Raw genomic sequence first — 17,805 nt, 5'->3', positions numbered from 1 at the left:
AGGAGGCTACTCCTTTAAGGTCCCAATATAGGCGAGGTTTCGACGGAATATGTTGCTTTTTCCTCATCTTGGAAGGCCGGCTGGCCGATCGCTGCGGCCAAACGCCCCGATAACAACGCCGCGAGGCCCGGATAAGCAAACGGCCAGGCTTTTCAGCCTGGCCGTTTATTCCAAGAGGGTTTTCGAGGCCCTTATTTCGAGGCCGTCGGCAGCGGCTGCGGATGCTCCGACAGCGAATTCAGATAGGCAATGACGTCGGCGCGCTCGGAATCCTTGGGAATGCCGGCGAAGCCCATTGCGGTCCCCGGGATGAAGCCCTTCGGGCTGGCAATGAACTTGTTGAGATCGTCGAACGTCCAGGTGCCGCCCTTGGCCTTCATTGCGGCCGAGAAGTTGAAGCCGTTGCGGCCCTCGCCCCTCACCTCGCCGACGACGCCATAGAGGTTGGGACCGACACGGTTCGGGCCGCCCTTCTCGAAGGTGTGGCAGGCGCCGCATTTCTTGGCGGCGGAAGCGCCCTTCTCGACCGAGGCGGTCTGGAGCAGCTTTTCGATCGGCTCGGCAGCCGCGGCGGCAGCGCCGCCTTCCTTGCCGTGACCGGCGTCTTCCTTCACGGCGATCTCGAAGCCCGGCTTTTCCGGCATCTTGGGCGAGAACAGCGCACTCGCGGTAAAGCTCGTCACCAGCAGAAAGAGACAGGTGCCGAGCACAGCACCGAGAATCTTGTTCAGTTCGAAAGAGTCCATTTCCGGCCAGGCCCCACACCGCAAGAAGGATCGAGCGGCCCAATGCGGCCGCCAGGACGAGCCTCGGAGAATCAACGTTCCTTATTGTTTCCCCGAGTTTTGCTATTGAGATATCGGTTTGCCCGGGGTCTGGCAACCCGTATAAGCGAGCGGGCTTCACGCCCGTCCCCACCCCATTTCCCGGCGCGGAAAACGCCCCGTTTCCAGGCCCTTGAACCCAGGCCCTTGAACCAATGATCGATCCCCGCATCCTGGTGCTTATTCCGGCCCGCATGGCCGCCACCCGCCTGCCCGGCAAGCCGCTCGCCGATATCGCGGGGCAGCCGATGATCGTGCACGTGATGCGCCGTGCCGAGGCCGCCGGGATAGGCCGGGTCGCAGTCGCAACCGACACCGCGGAGATCGCGTCAGTCGTGACCGCCCATGGCGGTGAGGCCGTGATGACCCGCGCGGAGCACCCCTCCGGCTCCGACCGCATCCACGAGGCCATGCAGAAGCTCGATCCGGACGGCAAGGCCGAGATCGTGGTCAATCTCCAGGGCGATTTCCCGACGATCACGATCGACAACATCCGCGAGGTGCTGCCGCCGCTGCAAGACCCCGCCGTGGATATCGCAACGCTGGCTTCGCAAATTCACACCGAGGAGGAGGACCTCGCGCCGAGCGTCGTGAAGGCGATCGGAACCTCGCTCGGCGGCAGACGCATGCGCGCACTTTATTTCACCCGCGCGACCGCGCCGACCGGCGACGGCCCACGTTACCACCATATCGGCCTCTACGCCTATCGCCGCGCCGCGCTGGAGCGCTACGTCCGGCTTCCGCCTTCGCCGCTGGAATTGCAGGAGAAGCTCGAGCAGCTCCGGGCGCTCGAGGCCGGAATGCGCATCGACTTCACCATCGTCGATACCGTGCCCCGCGGGGTCGACACGCCGGCGGACCTGGAAACCGCCCGCAGCATCCTTTCCAAATCCTGAGCCGCTGTTACAAGGCCGAGCATGAGCAAGCTGAAAATCGCATTCCAGGGCGAGCCTGGGGCCAATTCCCACATCGCCATCGTCGAGGCCTATCCCGACGCCGAGCCGATGCCCTGCGCCACCTTCGAGGACGCCTTGTCGGCGATCTCGTCGGGCGAGGCCGATCTCGGCATGATCCCGATCGAGAATTCGGTCGCGGGCCGCGTCGCCGATATCCATCATTTGCTGCCGGCCTCCGGCCTCTTCATCATCGGCGAATGGTTTCTGCCGGTCCGGCATCAGCTGATGGCCGTGAAGGGGACCAGGCTCGAGGACATCAAGAGCGTCGAGAGCCATGTGCACGCGCTCGGCCAATGCCGGCGCATCATTCGCAAGCTCGGCATCAAGCCAATCGTGCACGCCGATACCGCCGGCAGCGCCCGCGACATTTCCGAGCGTAACGACAAGTCCGTCGCCGCGATCGCCTCGCGCCTCGCCGCGCAGATCTACGGCCTCGACATTTTGGCTGAGGACATCGAGGACGAGGCCCACAACACCACGCGCTTCGTGGTGCTGGCGCGCGAACCGAAATGGGCCGCACAGGGCTCCGGTCCGCTGGTCACGACTTTTGTGTTCCGGGTGCGCAATTTGCCGGCGGCGCTCTACAAGGCGCTCGGCGGCTTTGCCACCAACGGCGTCAACATGACCAAGCTCGAGAGCTACATGGTCGACGGCAATTTCTTCGCCACCCAGTTTTACGCCGACGTCGACGGCCACCCTGATGACAAGGGCCTTGCTTTTGCGATCGAGGAGCTGAAATTCTTCTCGCGCGAATTCCGCATCGTCGGCGTGTATCCGGGTCACCCGTTCCGCGCGACGATGGAATAGTTTCATGTCCCGGACGCGCGAAGCGCGAGCCGGGGCACGAGAGCTTTATCCAACCGCCTTAAGTCCGAACGCCTCCGCCAGCAGCGAATACGATTTCTTTCGCGCCTCGTGATCATAGACGGCGGTGATCACCATCAACTCGTCCGGCTTGCTCGCGTCGATCAGCGGCTGCAGCGTCTTCTGCACGGTTGCAGGGCTGCCGACGAACAGGCGCGAGCGGTTGCGCTGGATCGAGGTACGCTCCGAGCCGGTATAGGGATAGGCCAGCGCCTCTTCGACGCTCGGCAACGGAAGATACTGGCCGAGGTCGCGGCGCAGGCGGTTGAGGTCAAAAGATGCGGCGAGCTTTTCGGCTTCCTCATCCGTGTCGGCCGCGATGACGGCGACCGCGAGGATCGCGCGCGGACTCGCGCTCCAGGCCGAGGGCTGAAAACGATTGCGATAATGCACCATCGCATCGATCGCATCATGGGACGCAAAATGATGGGCGAATGCGAAGCCCATGCCGACTTGCGCGGCGAGCTCCGACGAATAATCGCTGGAGCCGAGCAGCCAGATCGGCGGCAACGGCGTATCGTCGGGCATCGCGACGACGTTGTGGTAGGGATGACCCGAGGGGAATTCCCGGGTCTGCCACAGGATCAATTCGTGCAGCCGCTCGAGGAAATCGTCGCCTTCGCGACGGTCGAGCCGGCTGCGCAGCGCATAGGCCGTGGCGCCGTCAGTGCCGGGGGCGCGGCCGAGGCCGAGGTCGATGCGGCCGGGAAACAACGCCTCCAGCATCTTGAAGCGCTCGGCCACGACCAGCGGAGCGTGATTGGGCAGCATCACCCCACCGGAGCCGACGCGGATGTGCTTCGTCACCGCCGCGATCTGCCCGATCATCACGTCGGGCGCCGGACTCGCGACGGAGGCGAGGTTGTGATGCTCGGCAAGCCAGTAGCGGACATAGCCGAGCCCGTCGACATGGCGCGCCAGGTCGATGCTGTTGCGCAGCGCCGCGGCGGGCTTTGTGCCAGTTGTGACGACGGAGAGGTCGAGGACTGAGAGCGGAATCATGGCGCGCTAACGTAGTGCAGAGCAGCGCAGCGGCAATGGGCAGGCCGCGCAGGTCTGACGTGCAGGCTGCGGGCTCGCGCGCCGCACCGCGCACTAACGTTGGGACGACGACCGAGCCGACAACATGATTTTCATACTGCCCATTCAATAAAACCGCACCAAATAAGCCGTCAATTTCATTTATATACCTGATATATTTGGTATATTATCACAATTCAGACTTCCCACTCTGATTTAGAATGGCAGACCATTTCCTTCTAACGCAACAAAAGTGGGCTATTTCCCATCTCCGATGGGCTGTCGAGCACGACCGCTTTGGCTTATCTTGGCCTCTCCCAATCTAGACCTGACCGCCGGCCGCCAACGACCCGGCGAGCCCTTGGAGTGAGTGGTGCCCATGACTGACGTGACGATGCCTGCCCACACCGACGGGCACCTGAAGCGGCCTGCGATCTCCTTCGAGTTCTTTCCGCCCAAGACGGAAGATATGGAGCGCAATCTCTGGGACACCATCAACCGGCTGGCCCCGCTCGATCCGAAATTCGTCTCGGTGACCTATGGTGCCGGCGGCTCGACCCGTGAGCGCACCCACGCGACCATCTCGCGCATCCTGAAGGAGACCGCGCTGCTGCCGGCCGCGCATCTGACCTGCGTCGGGGCCTCGCGCGGGGAGATCGACGAGATCGTCGACCGCTATCACGAGGTCGGCGTCCGCCACATCGTCGGCCTTCGCGGCGATCCCGCGGGCGGCATCGGCACGCCATACGCCAGCCATCCCGATGGCTACCAGAGCTCCGCCGACCTCGTCGCCGGCATCAAGAAGCGGCACGGCGATATCGAGGTGTCGGTCTCGGCCTACCCCGAGAAGCACCCCGAGGCGCGCGACTTTGACGATGATATCGACACGCTGCAGGCCAAGGTCGATGCCGGTGCGACCCGGGCGATCACGCAGGTGTTCTTCGATAACGACCTCTATTTCCGCTATCTCGACCGCGTGCGCGCCCGGGGCATCAACATTCCGATCGTGCCGGGCATCATGCCGATGCACAATTTCAAGCAGGCGAGAGCCTTCGTCACCCGGACCGGCACCACCGTGCCGGACTGGCTTGCGGAGAAGTTCGAGGGCCTCGACAACGATGCCGAGACCCGCAAGCTGGTGGCGGCGACGGTCGCCGCCGGCCAAGTGCAGAAGCTGGCGAAGCACGGCGTCGACACCTTCCATTTCTACACCATGAACCGCGCCGATCTCGTGTTCGCGATCAGCCATTTGCTCGGCATCCGCGCCAAGAGCGCGCAGAAGGCGGCTTAAGACACCATGACCGTATCCACCTCTCCCAAGCGAACCGCCCTGCTCGACGCCGCGCGCGAGCGCATTCTCGTGCTCGACGGCGCCATGGGCACGATGATCCAGAATCTGCAGTTCGACGAGGCCGCCTTCCGCGGCGAGCGCTTCAAGAGCTTCCATCGCGATTTGCGCGGCAACAACGACCTCTTGATCCTGACCCAGCCGCAGGCGATCGAGGACATCCACGCCGCTTACTTGCGTGCCGGCGCCGACATCGTCGCGACCAACACCTTCTCGACGACCTCGATCGCGCAGGCCGATTACGACCTCGCCGACATCGTCTACGAGATGGCCCGCGAAGGCGCCCGCCTCGCCGGCAACGCGGCACGCCGCGTCGAGGCCGAGGACGGCAAGCCGCGCTTCGTCGCCGGCGCCATCGGACCGACCAACCGCACCGCCTCGATCTCGCCCGACGTTTCCAATCCCGGCTATCGCGCCGTCACGTTCGACGATCTGCGCAAATCCTACGGCGAGCAGATCAACGGCATGCTCGACGGCGGCGTCGATCTGCTGCTGGTCGAGACCATCTTCGACACGCTGAACGCCAAGGCGGCGCTCTACGCGATCGCCGAGATCACCGAGGAGCGCGGCATCGACATGCCCGTGATGGTGTCGGGCACCATCACCGACAAGTCCGGCCGCCTGCTGTCCGGCCAGTTGCCGGAAGCGTTCTGGCATTCGGTGCAGCACGCCAAGCCGGTCACCATCGGCTTCAACTGCGCGCTCGGCGCGGAAGATCTGCGCGCGCATATCGCCGATATCGGCCGCGTCGCCGACACGCTTGTTTGCGCCTATCCCAATGCCGGCCTGCCCAACGAGTTCGGCCAGTATGACGAGACCCCGGAATACATGGCCCGCCTGGTCGGCGAGTTCGCGCGTGATGGCCTCGTCAACATCGTCGGCGGCTGCTGCGGCACCACGCCGGACCATATCGCGGCGATTGCGGCTGCGGTCGCGCCGCACAAGCCGCGCATCGTGCCGAAGATCGAACCTCGCTTGCGGCTCTCCGGCCTCGAGCCGTTCATCCTGACCGACGCGATTCCCTTCGTGAACGTCGGCGAGCGCACCAACGTCACCGGCTCCGCCCGCTTCCGCAAGCTGGTCACCGCCGGCGACTACACCGCCGCGCTGCAGGTGGCGCGCGACCAGGTCGAGAACGGCGCGCAGATCATCGACGTCAACATGGACGAGGGCCTTCTGGACTCGGAAGCCGCGATGGTGACCTTCCTCAACCTCGTCGCCGCCGAGCCCGACATCGCCCGCGTCCCCGTGATGGTCGACAGCTCGAAATTCTCCGTGATCGAGGCCGGCCTGAAATGCGTGCAGGGCAAGCCGGTCGTCAACTCGATCTCGATGAAGGAAGGCGAGGAGAAGTTCATTCACGAAGCCAAGATCGCCCGCCATCATGGTGCGGCCGTCGTGGTGATGGCATTCGACGAGGTCGGCCAGGCCGACACGTTCGCGCGCAAGACCGATATCTGCAAGCGCGCCTACGACATCCTGGTGAACCGCGTCGGCTTCCCGCCGGAAGACATCATCTTCGATCCGAATATCTTCGCGATCGCAACCGGCATCGAGGAACACAACAATTACGGCGTCGACTTCATCGAGGCGACCCGCTGGATCCGCAAGAATCTGCCGGGCGCGCACATTTCTGGTGGCGTGTCCAATCTGTCGTTCTCGTTCCGCGGCAACGAGCCGGTGCGCGAGGCCATGCATTCGGTGTTCCTGTATCACGCCATCAAGGCCGGCATGGACATGGGCATCGTCAATGCCGGGCAGATGATCGTCTATGACGACATCGACCCCGAATTGCGCCAGGTGTGCGAGGACGTCATCCTCAACCGCGACCCCGGTGCGTCCGAGCGTCTGCTGGCGCTCGCGGAAAGATTCCGCGGCAACAAGACCCAGACCAAGGAAGCCGATCTCGCCTGGCGCGAATGGCCGGTGGCGAAGCGGCTGTCGCACGCGCTGGTGCATGGGATCACCGAGTTCATCGAAACGGATACCGAGGAAGCCCGCAAGGCTTCGAAGCGCCCGCTCGACGTGATCGAAGGCCCGCTGATGGCGGGCATGAACGTCGTCGGCGACCTCTTCGGTGACGGCAAGATGTTCCTGCCGCAGGTGGTGAAGTCCGCCCGCGTGATGAAGCAGGCCGTCGCCTGGCTGATGCCGTTCATGGAAGAGGAGAAGGCGCGCAATCTCGCCAACGGCATCGGCACGGAAGGCTCCTCGTCCGCCGGCAAGATCGTGCTCGCGACCGTCAAGGGCGACGTCCACGACATCGGCAAGAACATCGTCGGCATCGTGCTCCAGTGCAACAATTACGAGGTGATCGACCTCGGCGTGATGGTGCCGGCGGCCAAGATCGTCGAGACCGTGAAGGCGGAGAAGGCCGACATCGTCGGGCTATCAGGCCTGATCACGCCCTCGCTGGACGAGATGGCGTTCTTCGCCGCCGAATTGCAGCGCGAGGGCCTCAAGCTGCCGCTGCTGATCGGCGGCGCCACCACGAGCCGCGTGCATACGGCCGTGAAGATCGACCCGAGCTATCGCGCCGGTCCCGTGGTGCATGTCAACGACGCCAGCCGCGCGGTTGGTGTTGCGTCCGCGCTGCTGTCGCCCGAGAGGCGCGAGGCCTATGCCGCCGAAGTGCGTGCCGAATACGCAAAGATCTCGGACGCCCATATGCGCGCTCAGGCGGACAAGAAGCGGCTGAAGCTGGCGACCGCCCGTGCCAACCGCGTGCCGGTCGACTTTGCCGCGAACAGGCCGGTGAAGCCGACCTTCCTCGGCACCAGGAGCTTCGACGACTACGATCTCGCCGAGATGGTGCCCTATATCGACTGGACGCCGTTCTTCCAGACCTGGGAGCTCGCCGGGCGCTTCCCCGCCATCCTCAACGATGCCAAGGTCGGCGAAGTCGCGCGCTCGCTTTACGACGACGCGCGCAAGATGCTCGACCTGATCGTCAAGGAGAAATGGTTCCGCGCGCGGGCCACCGTCGGCTTCTGGCCGGCCAATGCGCAGGGCGACGACATCGTGCTGTATGCCGACGAGAGCCGGACCAGGACGATCGCAACACTGCACACGCTGCGCCAGCAGCTCGAGAAGCGCGAGGGCCGTTTCAACGCGGCGCTGTCCGACTTCGTCGCGCCGGCCGACGCCGGCGTGCCCGACTATGTCGGCGGCTTCGTCGTCACTGCCGGCATCGGCGAGGATGTGGTTGCCGACCGTTTCAAGATGGCCAATGACGACTACTCCTCGATCCTGTGCAAGGCGCTGGCCGACCGCCTTGCGGAGGCCTTCGCCGAGCGCATGCATGCGCGCGTGCGCCGCGAGTTCTGGGCCTATGCACCGGATGAGGCGCTCTCGACCGACGAGTTGATCCTCGAAAAGTACCAGGGCATCCGTCCCGCCCCAGGCTATCCCGCGCAGCCCGATCACACCGAGAAGGCGACGCTGTTCGAACTGCTCGACGCCGAGAACACCGCCGGCGTGAAGCTGACCGAGAGCTTTGCGATGTGGCCCGGCTCTTCCGTGTCGGGGCTCTATCTCGCTAGTCCCGAGAGCTATTATTTCGGCGTCGGCAAGATCGAGCGCGATCAGGTCGAGGATTATGCTGCGCGCAAGGGCATGACCGTCGCCGAGACCGAGCGCTGGCTCGCGCCGATCCTGAACTACATCCCGGCGCGAGAGAGCGCAGGCGACAAGGCGGCGTTCGTGGCAACACCGGCGAATGACGAGACGTCGAAGGAGCTCGCCTCGCACCCGCCGGGCTGCACCTGCGCGGTGCACCTGGTCTGGCAGAAGAAGCGCGCGGGCGCGGGCTAGGCGCCCTTCAAACAAAAACGAGAAATCAACCCCATGCACAGTAGGCATGGGGTTGAAAACGCTCGATAAATTTTCGGCCTTACCGAAATGGCTTGCGGCGTCAGGCAAAACACCTGTATAAATGCATGATCGCCGACCGCGCCCGTTTGATACTCGCTGCCTCGTCCGTCGCGATCATGAGCGCGTGCCACACGTTCGGTGTGATGGAGAAAGCCAGGTCCTTGCCGCGTGATCCGTCGGTGACGATCGCGGGCACTACCGAACGACGAATCTTCGCCAAATGACCCACTGGGGTGATGGGTCCTGGCTTTCGCCAGGACGACATCGGTGAAGCAAATGCTCAGCCTGTACCGGAACGACGCAGCACATCGAGCAGCTGCGGATGCGCCCTCGCAAGAATCCGCCGCTTGTGAACTCGTTCACTTGTCCGCTCAACCTTGGTTCGCTACTGTCTCGGCCTACTACCTTCAACCGACGATTTGCTTGGGATCGAACATATGAAGCAGTTCATTGCACCGTTCGTCGCCGCGATCGCTCTCGTCGTGCTGCCCACGATTGCCGCGGCGGACTGTCCGAAAGGCTATGTGCCATGCGGCGAGAAAAATCAGTTGTGCTGCCCGGGAAAGTAACAAGCCGCAAATGGCTTTGGCTTGGTAGCGGAGTTTTTGTCGCGATAGCCCTCGTGATGGTCTCGGTCTACGCCGGATTCCCGCGCAAGAAGCAGACCATCACGGCCATCCTCTCCGAGACCGGATATTTCGAGGTGGTGCCGCCAAGCACGTTCGGCGGCCCCGGCACGATCAACACGATCGAATATCTGAGCAATGGCCGGCTGGAGCTGCATCCGACTTGCGAGGTCGATCCGACGCTGCTGACCGGCAAGATTCAGAAATCACGGACCGTCGACCGGGACCTGAAGCAGTCGCTTGAGAAAAAGCTCGACGTGTCGGCCCAGGTCAGGGACAAGCTGGCGGCCGTCGCCGGGATGCAGCAGGTCGAGACCGTCAACCTCAAGCTCGAGAACGCCAACATTCTGCTGATATCCGACGAGTCGCTGATCTCGACCCGCAACGCCTTGCTGAAGGCCGAGTGTGAGGACGCGGTCACCCAGAACGTTTCGAGCGGCGGCGTCGTGTGCCAGACGCGGTCCGTGCTGGAGGCCGACGTCGTCTACGAGATCAAATATCGCAACACTATTTCGATGGAGGAGCGGGCCAAACTGACATCGGAGATCGCGACGAAGCTCGATCTTGACGTCCATGAGGGCGCGAACGACAAGGTCTCCGGCTCTCAATTGTTCTTCGGCATCAGACTGTCGCCAAACCCGATCGTGATGCACTCTGCTTCGGGCGAGATCAAGCCCTGCACGAGGAGATAGAATCGGCGCCGCACCTCACCCTGCCGTGAACGCAACGCGCGTTCGCCGCGACCAATGGCGGTCGCCGCCGAAGCGCAGGGGAATCGGATGCTGAACGCCCAACAATTGATGTGGACCCAGATTGCCGCCGGCATCGCGGTGCTGCTGTTTGGATTGACGCTGTTCAACCTGGTCCGCATGCGGGGCAGGATGCTGGCGGCGCGGAACTGGGACAAGGTGGAGGGCATCATCACGGTCTCCCGGGTCGACCAGCCGACAGCCCACGCCTCGGACGATCGGCACGACGCCAAGCCCATCATCCGCTATCGCTATCAGGCCGGCGGCCAGGAACTGGAAAGCGACAAGATCTTTGTCGGCGGCCCCGCCATCACGACGAGGGTCCTGGCCGCAAAACTGACCGGACGATATCCGGTCGGCGCCCATGTCGACGTCCATGTCGATCCGAAGCAACCGACCGAGGCGCTGCTCGAACCTGCCGCCGCGCAGAACGTCGCGGCGCTTATGGCGTTCACGATGGTGTTCGGCGTCATCGCCGCCACCCTGACCGCGCATTCGTTCGCGGGCCATGTGCTCTACGCCGACAATGGCGTTCCGCTGTTTGCGTTCGCGCTGCCGATCATCGTGCTCGTGGGCGGCGTGTTCTGCGTCGCCGAGTATGTCCGGACGCGACGGCTGGCGAGCGCCAGCCTGCGCTGGCCGACCGCGTCGGGCAGGGTCACCCATTGCGACGTGGTTGAGGAAGTCGTCGAGGAGAAGACCGAGCACGACAATCGACCGACGACTTCAAAGCTCGTCCACCGCTATCAGGTCGACCTGCGCTACGCCTACAGGGTCGGCAAGCGCGACTTCATCGGCACCGAAGTCGATTGGAACGGCACCATGATCTCCGGGCTGCGCGAGGTCGCCGCAGAGGCCGCGGCGAAATATCGACCCGGGCAGAGCGTCCAGGTCTACTACGATCCGGACCAGCCCGGACAAGCCGTGCTGGAGCCCGCAAGCCGGCAAGGCGCGCTGGGACCGCTGATCGGCGCCGCGGTGTGCGCGGTCGTCGGCGGCCTTTTCCTGACAATCCTGATCAAGGTCGGGTTCGCGTAGCGGCGCCGCGACGTGTCGTCTGTCGATCGAGCGTAAGGGCGGCGCCACACTCTCCGTCATTGCGAGCGAAGCGAAGCAATCCAGACTCTCTCGGCTGGCGACAGACTGGATTGCTTCGTCGCTTCGCTCCTCGCAATGACGAGCTTGGGGCGCCAGCTTTCCATTCGGTCGGCGCCGCCGCCCGCATGCAAGCGGATTCACCCCTTCGGTGGTGCCAGTGGCTGCACGATCTCCCGGAACGGCGCCAACGCTTCGCAAGCGTCGGCGTGAGCCGACAGCGCCCGATAGCGCGCGACGTCGAACAATTGCGGGTGCGCCTCGCGGGTGAAGCGGACGACGCAGGCGACCACAACGTCGGCATGGCCGATGCGATCGCCCAGCCAATACGGCGTGACCACCTTGGCACGCTCGGCCTCCAGCGCTTTCAGCACGTCCGCGATCTGCGCCTCGCAACGCTCGACCCACAGCGCAAGCTGCTCCTTCCGCAGCACGCGCTCGTAGAGCAGGCTCACCGCCTTGTCGCCGAGGCCGGAGGCGAGCGCGCCAATGCGCAAGTGACGCCGGCGCTCGGCGCCGGAGCGCGGCAGCATCGCCTTCTCCGGCCCTACCAATTCGTCGAGATAATCGAGGATGGCCGTGCTCTCGATCAGCACCTCGCCGTCGTCGAGCACCAGCGTCGGCACGCGGCGCAGCGGGTTATAGGGCGCGATCTTGTCGGCATCGCCGAAGGTCGACCACGGCCTGTGCTCGAAGGCGAGGCCGTAAAGCCGCAGCGCGATCGCGACGCGGCGAACGAAGGGAGAATCATATTGGCCGATCAGGAACATGGTTTGGTGCCTTTCGTCATTGCCGGACTTGACCCGGCAATCCATCTCTCCTCAGATTAGAAAGCGATGGATGCCCGGATCAAGTCCGGGCATGACAGAGCTGGGCGCAGGAGCATGCATGATGCAACGACTTGCAACGGTCGCACTCGGGCTCTCCCTGCTGGCCGCGAGCCTCGCCCACGCGCAGGACCGCCCGATCGGCTTCCAGACGCCGTCGAAAAACATCGCCTGCCAGTTCTTCACCGACAGCGGTCAAAGGAGTGACCAAGGCGTGCTCCGCTGCGACATCATGAACCTGGAGACGCGGCCGCGCCGTCCGGCCGATTGCGAGCTGGAATGGGGAAACGCCTTCGAGATGACCGCGAAGGGAGCCGCAAGCCGCATCTGCGCCGGAGACACCATCATGGACCCGTCACTGCCCGTGCTCGCCTATGGCGAGGTATGGCAGCGGGCGGGATTTACGTGCCGGTCGGAGCAGACGGGACTGACGTGCTTCAATGCGATGCAGCGCGGGTTTTCGCTGGCACGGGCGAAGCAGGAGGCGTTTTGATCATGTAGCCCGCATGGAGCGCAGCGGAATGCGGGGACGCTGTCCCGGATTGCGCTACGTTCCATCCGGGCTACGCTTCTGAGGCTGTATTGCTTCGTCGCAACGGCTCCTCGCAATGACGGTGGAGAGGCGGCCGCGCACTATTCAATGATAGGCACATGCTTCGCCGCAGACCGCGACGTCGTTCCATCGAGGCGCGGGTCGTCGGCGATCTCGATCTGACGGCGGAACGGACGGAAGCCGGAGCGCTGGTAGAATGCGACGGCCGAGGGATGGTCGAAGGTGCAGGTGTGCACCCAGAAGCGGGACAGGCCGCGTGACCATGTGAGCTCCAGCGCGCGGTTCATCATGAAACGGGCGGCGCCGCTCCCGATCAGTTTTGCTGTGACGCCGAAATACACGAGTTCACACTGGCCAGCTTCGCGAAAGTCCAGCTCCAGCAGGCCTTCACCGTGGCCGTCCACGACAAGCGCATAGACCTCGACGCCCGGTGCATGGATGATTGCGGCGAGCTCGGCGTCGTTCATGCGCACCCGCGAAAACCACAACCACTCCTCGCCGACGCGGCGATGGAGGTCGCGATACCAGGCGAGCGCGGGCGTATCGACTTTGCGCAGGGTCCAAGGGCCTGATGGAGCGCCGGGGGGATCGTCACGCCGCGGAGGAGGCGCGGTCATCTTGAGATGGGTGACGACCGCTGCGATCTTGCCGGCGGGGATGTCGGAATAGCCGTCGGGGAGGATCATGGCGGTTTCCTGTGGAGCCGAGCGCGAGCCACATATTCTGCGTCGTCCCGGCGAAGGCCGGGACCCATTACCACGGATGTAGGTTGCTTTGTGATGCCGGAACGACGAGTCCCGTTCGCAACAGCTGCTGCGGAGTATGGGTCCCGGCCCCCCGTGCGCAATTGCGCACTAGGCCGGGACGACGATGGTGTTTGCGGCCGCGTCCTTGTTTAGATCGCCTCGTTCATTTCGGCGTCAACGTGATCGCTTCCGCCGTCGCCGCCTCGACCGCGGCGCGGCTGTAGAGCAGCGGCACATACTGGCCGGTCGCCCAGAGCGGCGCGAGGTCGCGATAGTGGCCGCTGAAGGGATCGCCCGACTGGCCTGGTGTGTTGATGGTGCGGCTCGCATCCCAATTGCCGACGTCGAGCACCATGCGGAACGAGGCGCCGGCGAACAGCTGATAATCGGCGCGGCGATAGGTGGCCGCGCGCGGCACGTTGGCAGCGCCCCCGTAGGCCAGCGGACCGACCGAGAGCTGAGCAGCCGTCGCCTTGTCGGCAAGCGGCATCAGCGCGTGGTCGAACTTGGCGAGGTGCAGGCGGCCCCAGCGCCAGGCTGAGGAATCGGCCCCGAGCTTGGCTGTGACATCGGCCACCGCCGCGCCGAGGCTGTCGCGCAGGATCTGGTCGCGCGCGGCAGTGGGATCAGAGCCAAACGACGCGTCCGGAGATTCCAGGAAGGCGACAAGCGCCGAAATGCTGGACGCTTCGGGCGCGATCAAGTCGGCGGCCTTGGGCGCCGTGGTCTTCAACAGCACCGGTCCAAGATGATTGGCGATCCAGACCTCGAACACCGCGGCAGCGGCGCTGTCGGCGGCATCACGCGCGTCCCACGGCTTGAGCAGTTCGAGGCCCTTCTTCACGTTGGCATCGTTTGAGGTGAGCGGCTGCAACAGCTTGACCAGCCGTCGCCCCAGCATCGTGGTGTCGTCGTTCTGCAAATCCATGGCATCGGCGAGCGTCACCTTACTGTTGGCCTGCAGCACCTCGGTGATGCGCTGCCAGCGCGCACTGTCCGCCCATTCGAAGCCGACCTTGCGCTCGCTGACGGGATAATCCGCCGGCAGGTTCATCTGGTTGGCGGTGGCGAGAAAGCCCTGCTTGGGCTGATAGGCCTTGGGCAGTTCGTCGAGCGAGAGAAAACCCTGCCATTCGTAGCGGCCGTCGCCGGGCACCGGCATCAGGCCATCATAGTTGGCGCGCCGCGGCGTCTTGCCGGCGGCAACCCAGCCAATATTGCCCTTGGTGTCCGCATAGACTTGATTCTCCGACGGCGCGCCCCAGCGCCGCATAGCGCCGAGGAATCCGTTCCAATCCTTCGCGGTCATGTAGTCGGAGGAGCCGAAATAGGCCGAGGTGCCGGGCTCGAACCAGATCGAGCGGACGGCGAAGGCGCGCTTGTTGGCGTCGTCGACATAGATCACCGGACCATGCCGGGTGAATTTCAGTTCGAGATCGCGATCGCTCTCGCCTTTCACCTGCTCCTTCTCGTGGACGATGCGCATGTCCTCCCAGCCGCTGCCATAGCGGTACTGGTTGGGATTCTGCGGATTGAGCTCGTAGACGTAGAGGTCTTCCTGGTCGACGTTGAAGATGGTGAGGCCGAAAGCGATGGTGCCATTGTGGCCGATCGAGATGCCGGGCAGCGCCGGCTCGCCCGCGCCGATCACGGAGAGACCGGGCGCATTGAGGCCGACGATGTAGCGCAGCGAGGGCACGCTGTGCTCGCGATGCGGATCGTTGGCGAGGATCGGCCGTCCCGTCGCCGTCCGCGACGCCGCGATCACCCAATTGTTGGAGCCGATGGTGTCGCGCTGCTGGTCGGCCTCGGTGAGGTACCTGTCCGGATCGTGCGCGAGTGCGGCCTGGCGATCTTTCGGCGCGGCAAAGGCGACCGGGCGCGTCGCCAGATCGTAAGGCGCCAGCACGGCCTTCGGGACGCTGCAGGGATCGAGACCATCTGGCATTTTCGTCGTCCATGCCGGCTCGAGCTTGACGCGAAACCGATCGGCATCGAGGCCGGCTGCGCAAGCGACCAACGAGCGCTTGACCTCGGAGGCGACATTGCGCGTCAGGCCGTGGCTGCGGATGCGGACGATGTCGTCCGCCGTCCACGGATCCGGCATGGTGCCAGCGATCCTGAACTCGATCGGTAGCGGGCGCTTGCCCGCGCGCACATCGGCGACATAGGCGTTGACCCCGGCGACGAACGCCTCGGCATAAGGCTTCGCCTTGGGGCCGTAAGCCGCCCATTCCGCATTCATGTCGCCGCGATAAAGAAAGAGCCGTAGCGCCTTGTCTTGTTCGGCATAGGCCGGGCCGAAATCCTTGGCCAGCAGACCGAGTCCGCGCTTGCGCCAGAGATCGATCTGCCAGAGCCGATCGCGGGCGGCGTTGAAGCCTTGCAGGAAAAACAGGTCGTGCTCATTGCCGGCATAGATGTGGGGGATGCCCCAGACATCGACCAGAATCTGCGCGGGGGCATTGAGACCGGCGACGTCGGTCTTGACCCGACGCGCGCTTCCGAGCGGGTCCGGCTTCTCACGCGCGATAGCGGTCGAGGTGAGCAGCGCGGCGCAGATCGCAGCGCCATAAAGCGTCTGGATGACCCGGTTGAAATCCGTGTTCATTGTTGGTGCTCCCTTTGTTGTTTCTTGTAGCCTGGATGGAGCGCAGCATAATCCCGGAATTGTGCCCGTGGAGAGAACCCCGGATTTCGCTGCGCTCCATCCAGGCTACGAGATCGGCCTAACCCTCCCCCTCGTCGCTTGCAAGCACGCCCTTTACCGCCCTCGCCCAGCCCGCAAGCTTCCGCTCGCGCGTCGCCTGGCTCATGTTGGGCTTGAAGCGATGCTCGAGGCGCCAGTTGTCGGCGAATTTGGTCGGCTCGGGATAGACGCCGGCCTCGAGGCCGGCGAGATAGGCGGCGCCGAGTGCGGTGGTTTCCTGAATCACGGGACGATCGACCGGCGCGTCGAGCAGGTCGGCGAGGCGCTGCATGGTCCAGTCGGACGCGGTCATGCCGCCGTCGACGCGGAGCACGACGCTTGCCGTTTCCGAGCTCGGCCAGTCGGCGCGCATCGCGGCCCAGAGGTCGAAGGTCTGGTAGCAAACGCTTTCCAGCGCGGCGTGGGCAAGCTCGGCCGGGCCGGTGTTGCGGGTGAGGCCGAACAGCGCGCCGCGCACGCGCGGATTCCAGTACGGCGCGCCCATGCCGACGAAAGCCGGGACGAGATAGACGCTCTGCATGGAGTCCGATTGATCGGCAAGAGGTCCGGTCTCGGCGGCGTGCTTGATGATGCCGAGGCCGTCGCGCAGCCACTGCACCGCTGAGCCCGCGACGAAGATCGAGCCTTCGAGCGCGTAGGTGCGTTTGCCGCCGAGCTGGTAGGCGATGGTGGTGAGCAGCTTGTTCTTCGAGGCCACGGGCGTGGTGCCGGTGTTGAGCAGGGCGAAGCAGCCGGTGCCGTAGGTCGACTTCATCATGCCCGGACGGAAGCAGGCCTGGCCGATGGTCGCGGCCTGCTGGTCGCCGGCGATGCCGGAGATCGCAATCGCGCCGCCGAACAGGTCCGGCGTGCTCTCGCCGAAGCGGGCGGAGGAATCCTTCACCTCGGGCAGCATCGAGCGCGGCACGCCGATGATCTCGAGCAGCTCGTCGTCCCACTGGCCGGTGTGGATGTTGAACAGCAGCGTGCGCGAGGCATTGGTGGCGTCGGTGGCGTGCACCTTGCCGCCGGTGAGGCGCCACAGCAGATAGCAATCGACGGTGCCGAACATCAATTCACCGCGTGCGGCACGGGCCCGCGCGCCCGGGACGTGGTCGAGAATCCAGGCCACCTTGGTGCCGGAGAAATAGGGATCGATGATCAGGCCGGTCTTTTGCGAGATCACGGGCTCGCGGCCGTCGGCTTTCAGTTTCGCGCAGATGTCGGCGGTGCGGCGGTCCTGCCAGACGATGGCGCGATGCACGGCCTGCCCGGTGGCGCGGTCCCACACCACGGTGGTCTCGCGCTGGTTGGTGATGCCGATCGCGGCGATGTCCTTTGCGGTGATGCCGGCCTGCGCGATCGCGTCGCGGCAGACCGTCACGGTCGAGGTCCAGATGTCCTCGGGCTCGTGCTCGACCCAGCCCGAGGCGGGGAAATGCTGCGGAAACTCGGCCTGCGCCTTCGCCGCAATGGAAATGTCGCCGCGAAACACGATCGCGCGCGAGGAGGTGGTGCCCTGGTCGATGGCGAGGACGAAAGACATGGAAGCAAACCTTGGCGTTTTCTTTGGCGTTGTCCCCGTGAGGGGATCATTGTGTCGACCCAAAAAGGAGCGGATTGGAGGCGGAAGGT

Annotated in this window: 15 protein-coding genes; 9 read left to right on the top strand and 6 right to left on the bottom strand. The window is 64.5% G+C overall.

The genetic code is table 11. The annotated features are described in order from the left end of the window. Window positions 1-191: 191 nt before the first annotated feature. A complete protein-coding gene (locus C7G41_RS06690) occupies window positions 192-746 on the bottom strand; it encodes a cytochrome c family protein (protein WP_106941819.1) in 555 nt (184 codons plus the stop codon). 233 nt (window positions 747-979) lie between these two features. On the opposite strand from C7G41_RS06690, the gene C7G41_RS06685 reads away from it, so the two are divergent. Together C7G41_RS06685 and C7G41_RS06680 are read left to right on the top strand one after the other, a co-directional pair. Beyond that, entirely contained in the window at window positions 980-1,720 is a 741-nt protein-coding gene (locus C7G41_RS06685; RefSeq protein ID WP_106941818.1) for a 3-deoxy-manno-octulosonate cytidylyltransferase, read from the top strand. A 21-nt stretch (window positions 1,721-1,741) separates the two neighbouring features. Then, window positions 1,742-2,587: a prephenate dehydratase gene (locus C7G41_RS06680; RefSeq protein WP_106941817.1), complete on the top strand. Its 846-nt coding sequence runs from the start codon at window positions 1,742-1,744 to the stop codon at window positions 2,585-2,587. Between the two features lie 45 nt (window positions 2,588-2,632). Here C7G41_RS06680 and C7G41_RS06675 read toward each other — a convergent pair whose 3' ends face one another. Continuing rightward, a complete protein-coding gene (locus tag C7G41_RS06675; protein ID WP_106941816.1) occupies window positions 2,633-3,646 on the bottom strand; it encodes an LLM class flavin-dependent oxidoreductase in 1,014 nt (337 codons plus the stop codon). Window positions 3,647-4,043: 397 nt separating this feature from the next. Between C7G41_RS06675 and metF the strand changes: the two genes are divergently transcribed. From metF to C7G41_RS06655, 6 genes are all read left to right on the top strand, one after another. After that, window positions 4,044-4,955: a methylenetetrahydrofolate reductase [NAD(P)H] gene (gene metF, locus C7G41_RS06670; protein WP_106941815.1), complete on the top strand. Its 912-nt coding sequence runs from the start codon at window positions 4,044-4,046 to the stop codon at window positions 4,953-4,955. A 6-nt stretch (window positions 4,956-4,961) separates the two neighbouring features. Then, entirely contained in the window at window positions 4,962-8,825 is a 3,864-nt protein-coding gene (gene metH / locus C7G41_RS06665) for a methionine synthase (protein WP_106941814.1), read from the top strand. Window positions 8,826-8,950: 125 nt separating this feature from the next. Beyond that, the gene (locus tag C7G41_RS37300) at window positions 8,951-9,109 is read left to right on the top strand and encodes a hypothetical protein (RefSeq protein WP_158267988.1); all 159 of its coding nucleotides are present in this window, start codon (window positions 8,951-8,953) and stop codon (window positions 9,107-9,109) included. A gap of 213 nt (window positions 9,110-9,322) precedes the next feature. After that, complete coding sequence (locus C7G41_RS38730; RefSeq protein WP_256379063.1) at window positions 9,323-9,454, top strand: hypothetical protein; 132 nt, start codon at window positions 9,323-9,325, stop codon at window positions 9,452-9,454. A 56-nt stretch (window positions 9,455-9,510) separates the two neighbouring features. Further along, complete coding sequence (locus tag C7G41_RS06660) at window positions 9,511-10,203, top strand: hypothetical protein (RefSeq protein ID WP_245446477.1); 693 nt, start codon at window positions 9,511-9,513, stop codon at window positions 10,201-10,203. An 87-nt stretch (window positions 10,204-10,290) separates the two neighbouring features. Beyond that, window positions 10,291-11,298 (top strand): DUF3592 domain-containing protein, encoded by a 1,008-nt coding sequence (locus tag C7G41_RS06655; protein WP_106942180.1) that lies wholly within the window; start codon window positions 10,291-10,293, stop codon window positions 11,296-11,298. 197 nt (window positions 11,299-11,495) lie between these two features. Here C7G41_RS06655 and C7G41_RS06650 read toward each other — a convergent pair whose 3' ends face one another. Continuing rightward, window positions 11,496-12,125, bottom strand: a complete 630-nt coding sequence (locus C7G41_RS06650; RefSeq protein ID WP_106942179.1) for a glutathione S-transferase family protein — start codon at window positions 12,123-12,125, stop codon at window positions 11,496-11,498. Window positions 12,126-12,243: 118 nt separating this feature from the next. Here C7G41_RS06650 and C7G41_RS06645 point away from each other — a divergent pair, with 118 nt between their 5' ends. After that, window positions 12,244-12,675, top strand: coding sequence for a DUF6636 domain-containing protein (locus C7G41_RS06645; RefSeq protein WP_106941812.1), 432 nt, complete (start codon window positions 12,244-12,246; stop codon window positions 12,673-12,675). A gap of 140 nt (window positions 12,676-12,815) precedes the next feature. Here C7G41_RS06645 and C7G41_RS06640 read toward each other — a convergent pair whose 3' ends face one another. From C7G41_RS06640 to glpK, 3 genes are all read right to left on the bottom strand, one after another. Further along, complete coding sequence (locus C7G41_RS06640; protein ID WP_106941811.1) at window positions 12,816-13,421, bottom strand: N-acetyltransferase; 606 nt, start codon at window positions 13,419-13,421, stop codon at window positions 12,816-12,818. Window positions 13,422-13,644: 223 nt separating this feature from the next. Continuing rightward, the gene (locus C7G41_RS06635; protein ID WP_106941810.1) at window positions 13,645-16,092 is read right to left on the bottom strand and encodes a penicillin acylase family protein; all 2,448 of its coding nucleotides are present in this window, start codon (window positions 16,090-16,092) and stop codon (window positions 13,645-13,647) included. Between the two features lie 118 nt (window positions 16,093-16,210). After that, window positions 16,211-17,716: a glycerol kinase GlpK gene (gene glpK / locus C7G41_RS06630; protein ID WP_106941809.1), complete on the bottom strand. Its 1,506-nt coding sequence runs from the start codon at window positions 17,714-17,716 to the stop codon at window positions 16,211-16,213. Between the last annotated feature and the right edge of the window lie 89 nt (window positions 17,717-17,805).

The organism is Bradyrhizobium sp. MOS002 (assembly GCF_003020115.1).
Taxonomy (GTDB): Bacteria; Pseudomonadota; Alphaproteobacteria; order Rhizobiales; family Xanthobacteraceae; genus Bradyrhizobium.
Note: the sequence above shows the minus strand (reverse complement) of the source record. Positions and strands in the feature narration are given on the sequence as shown.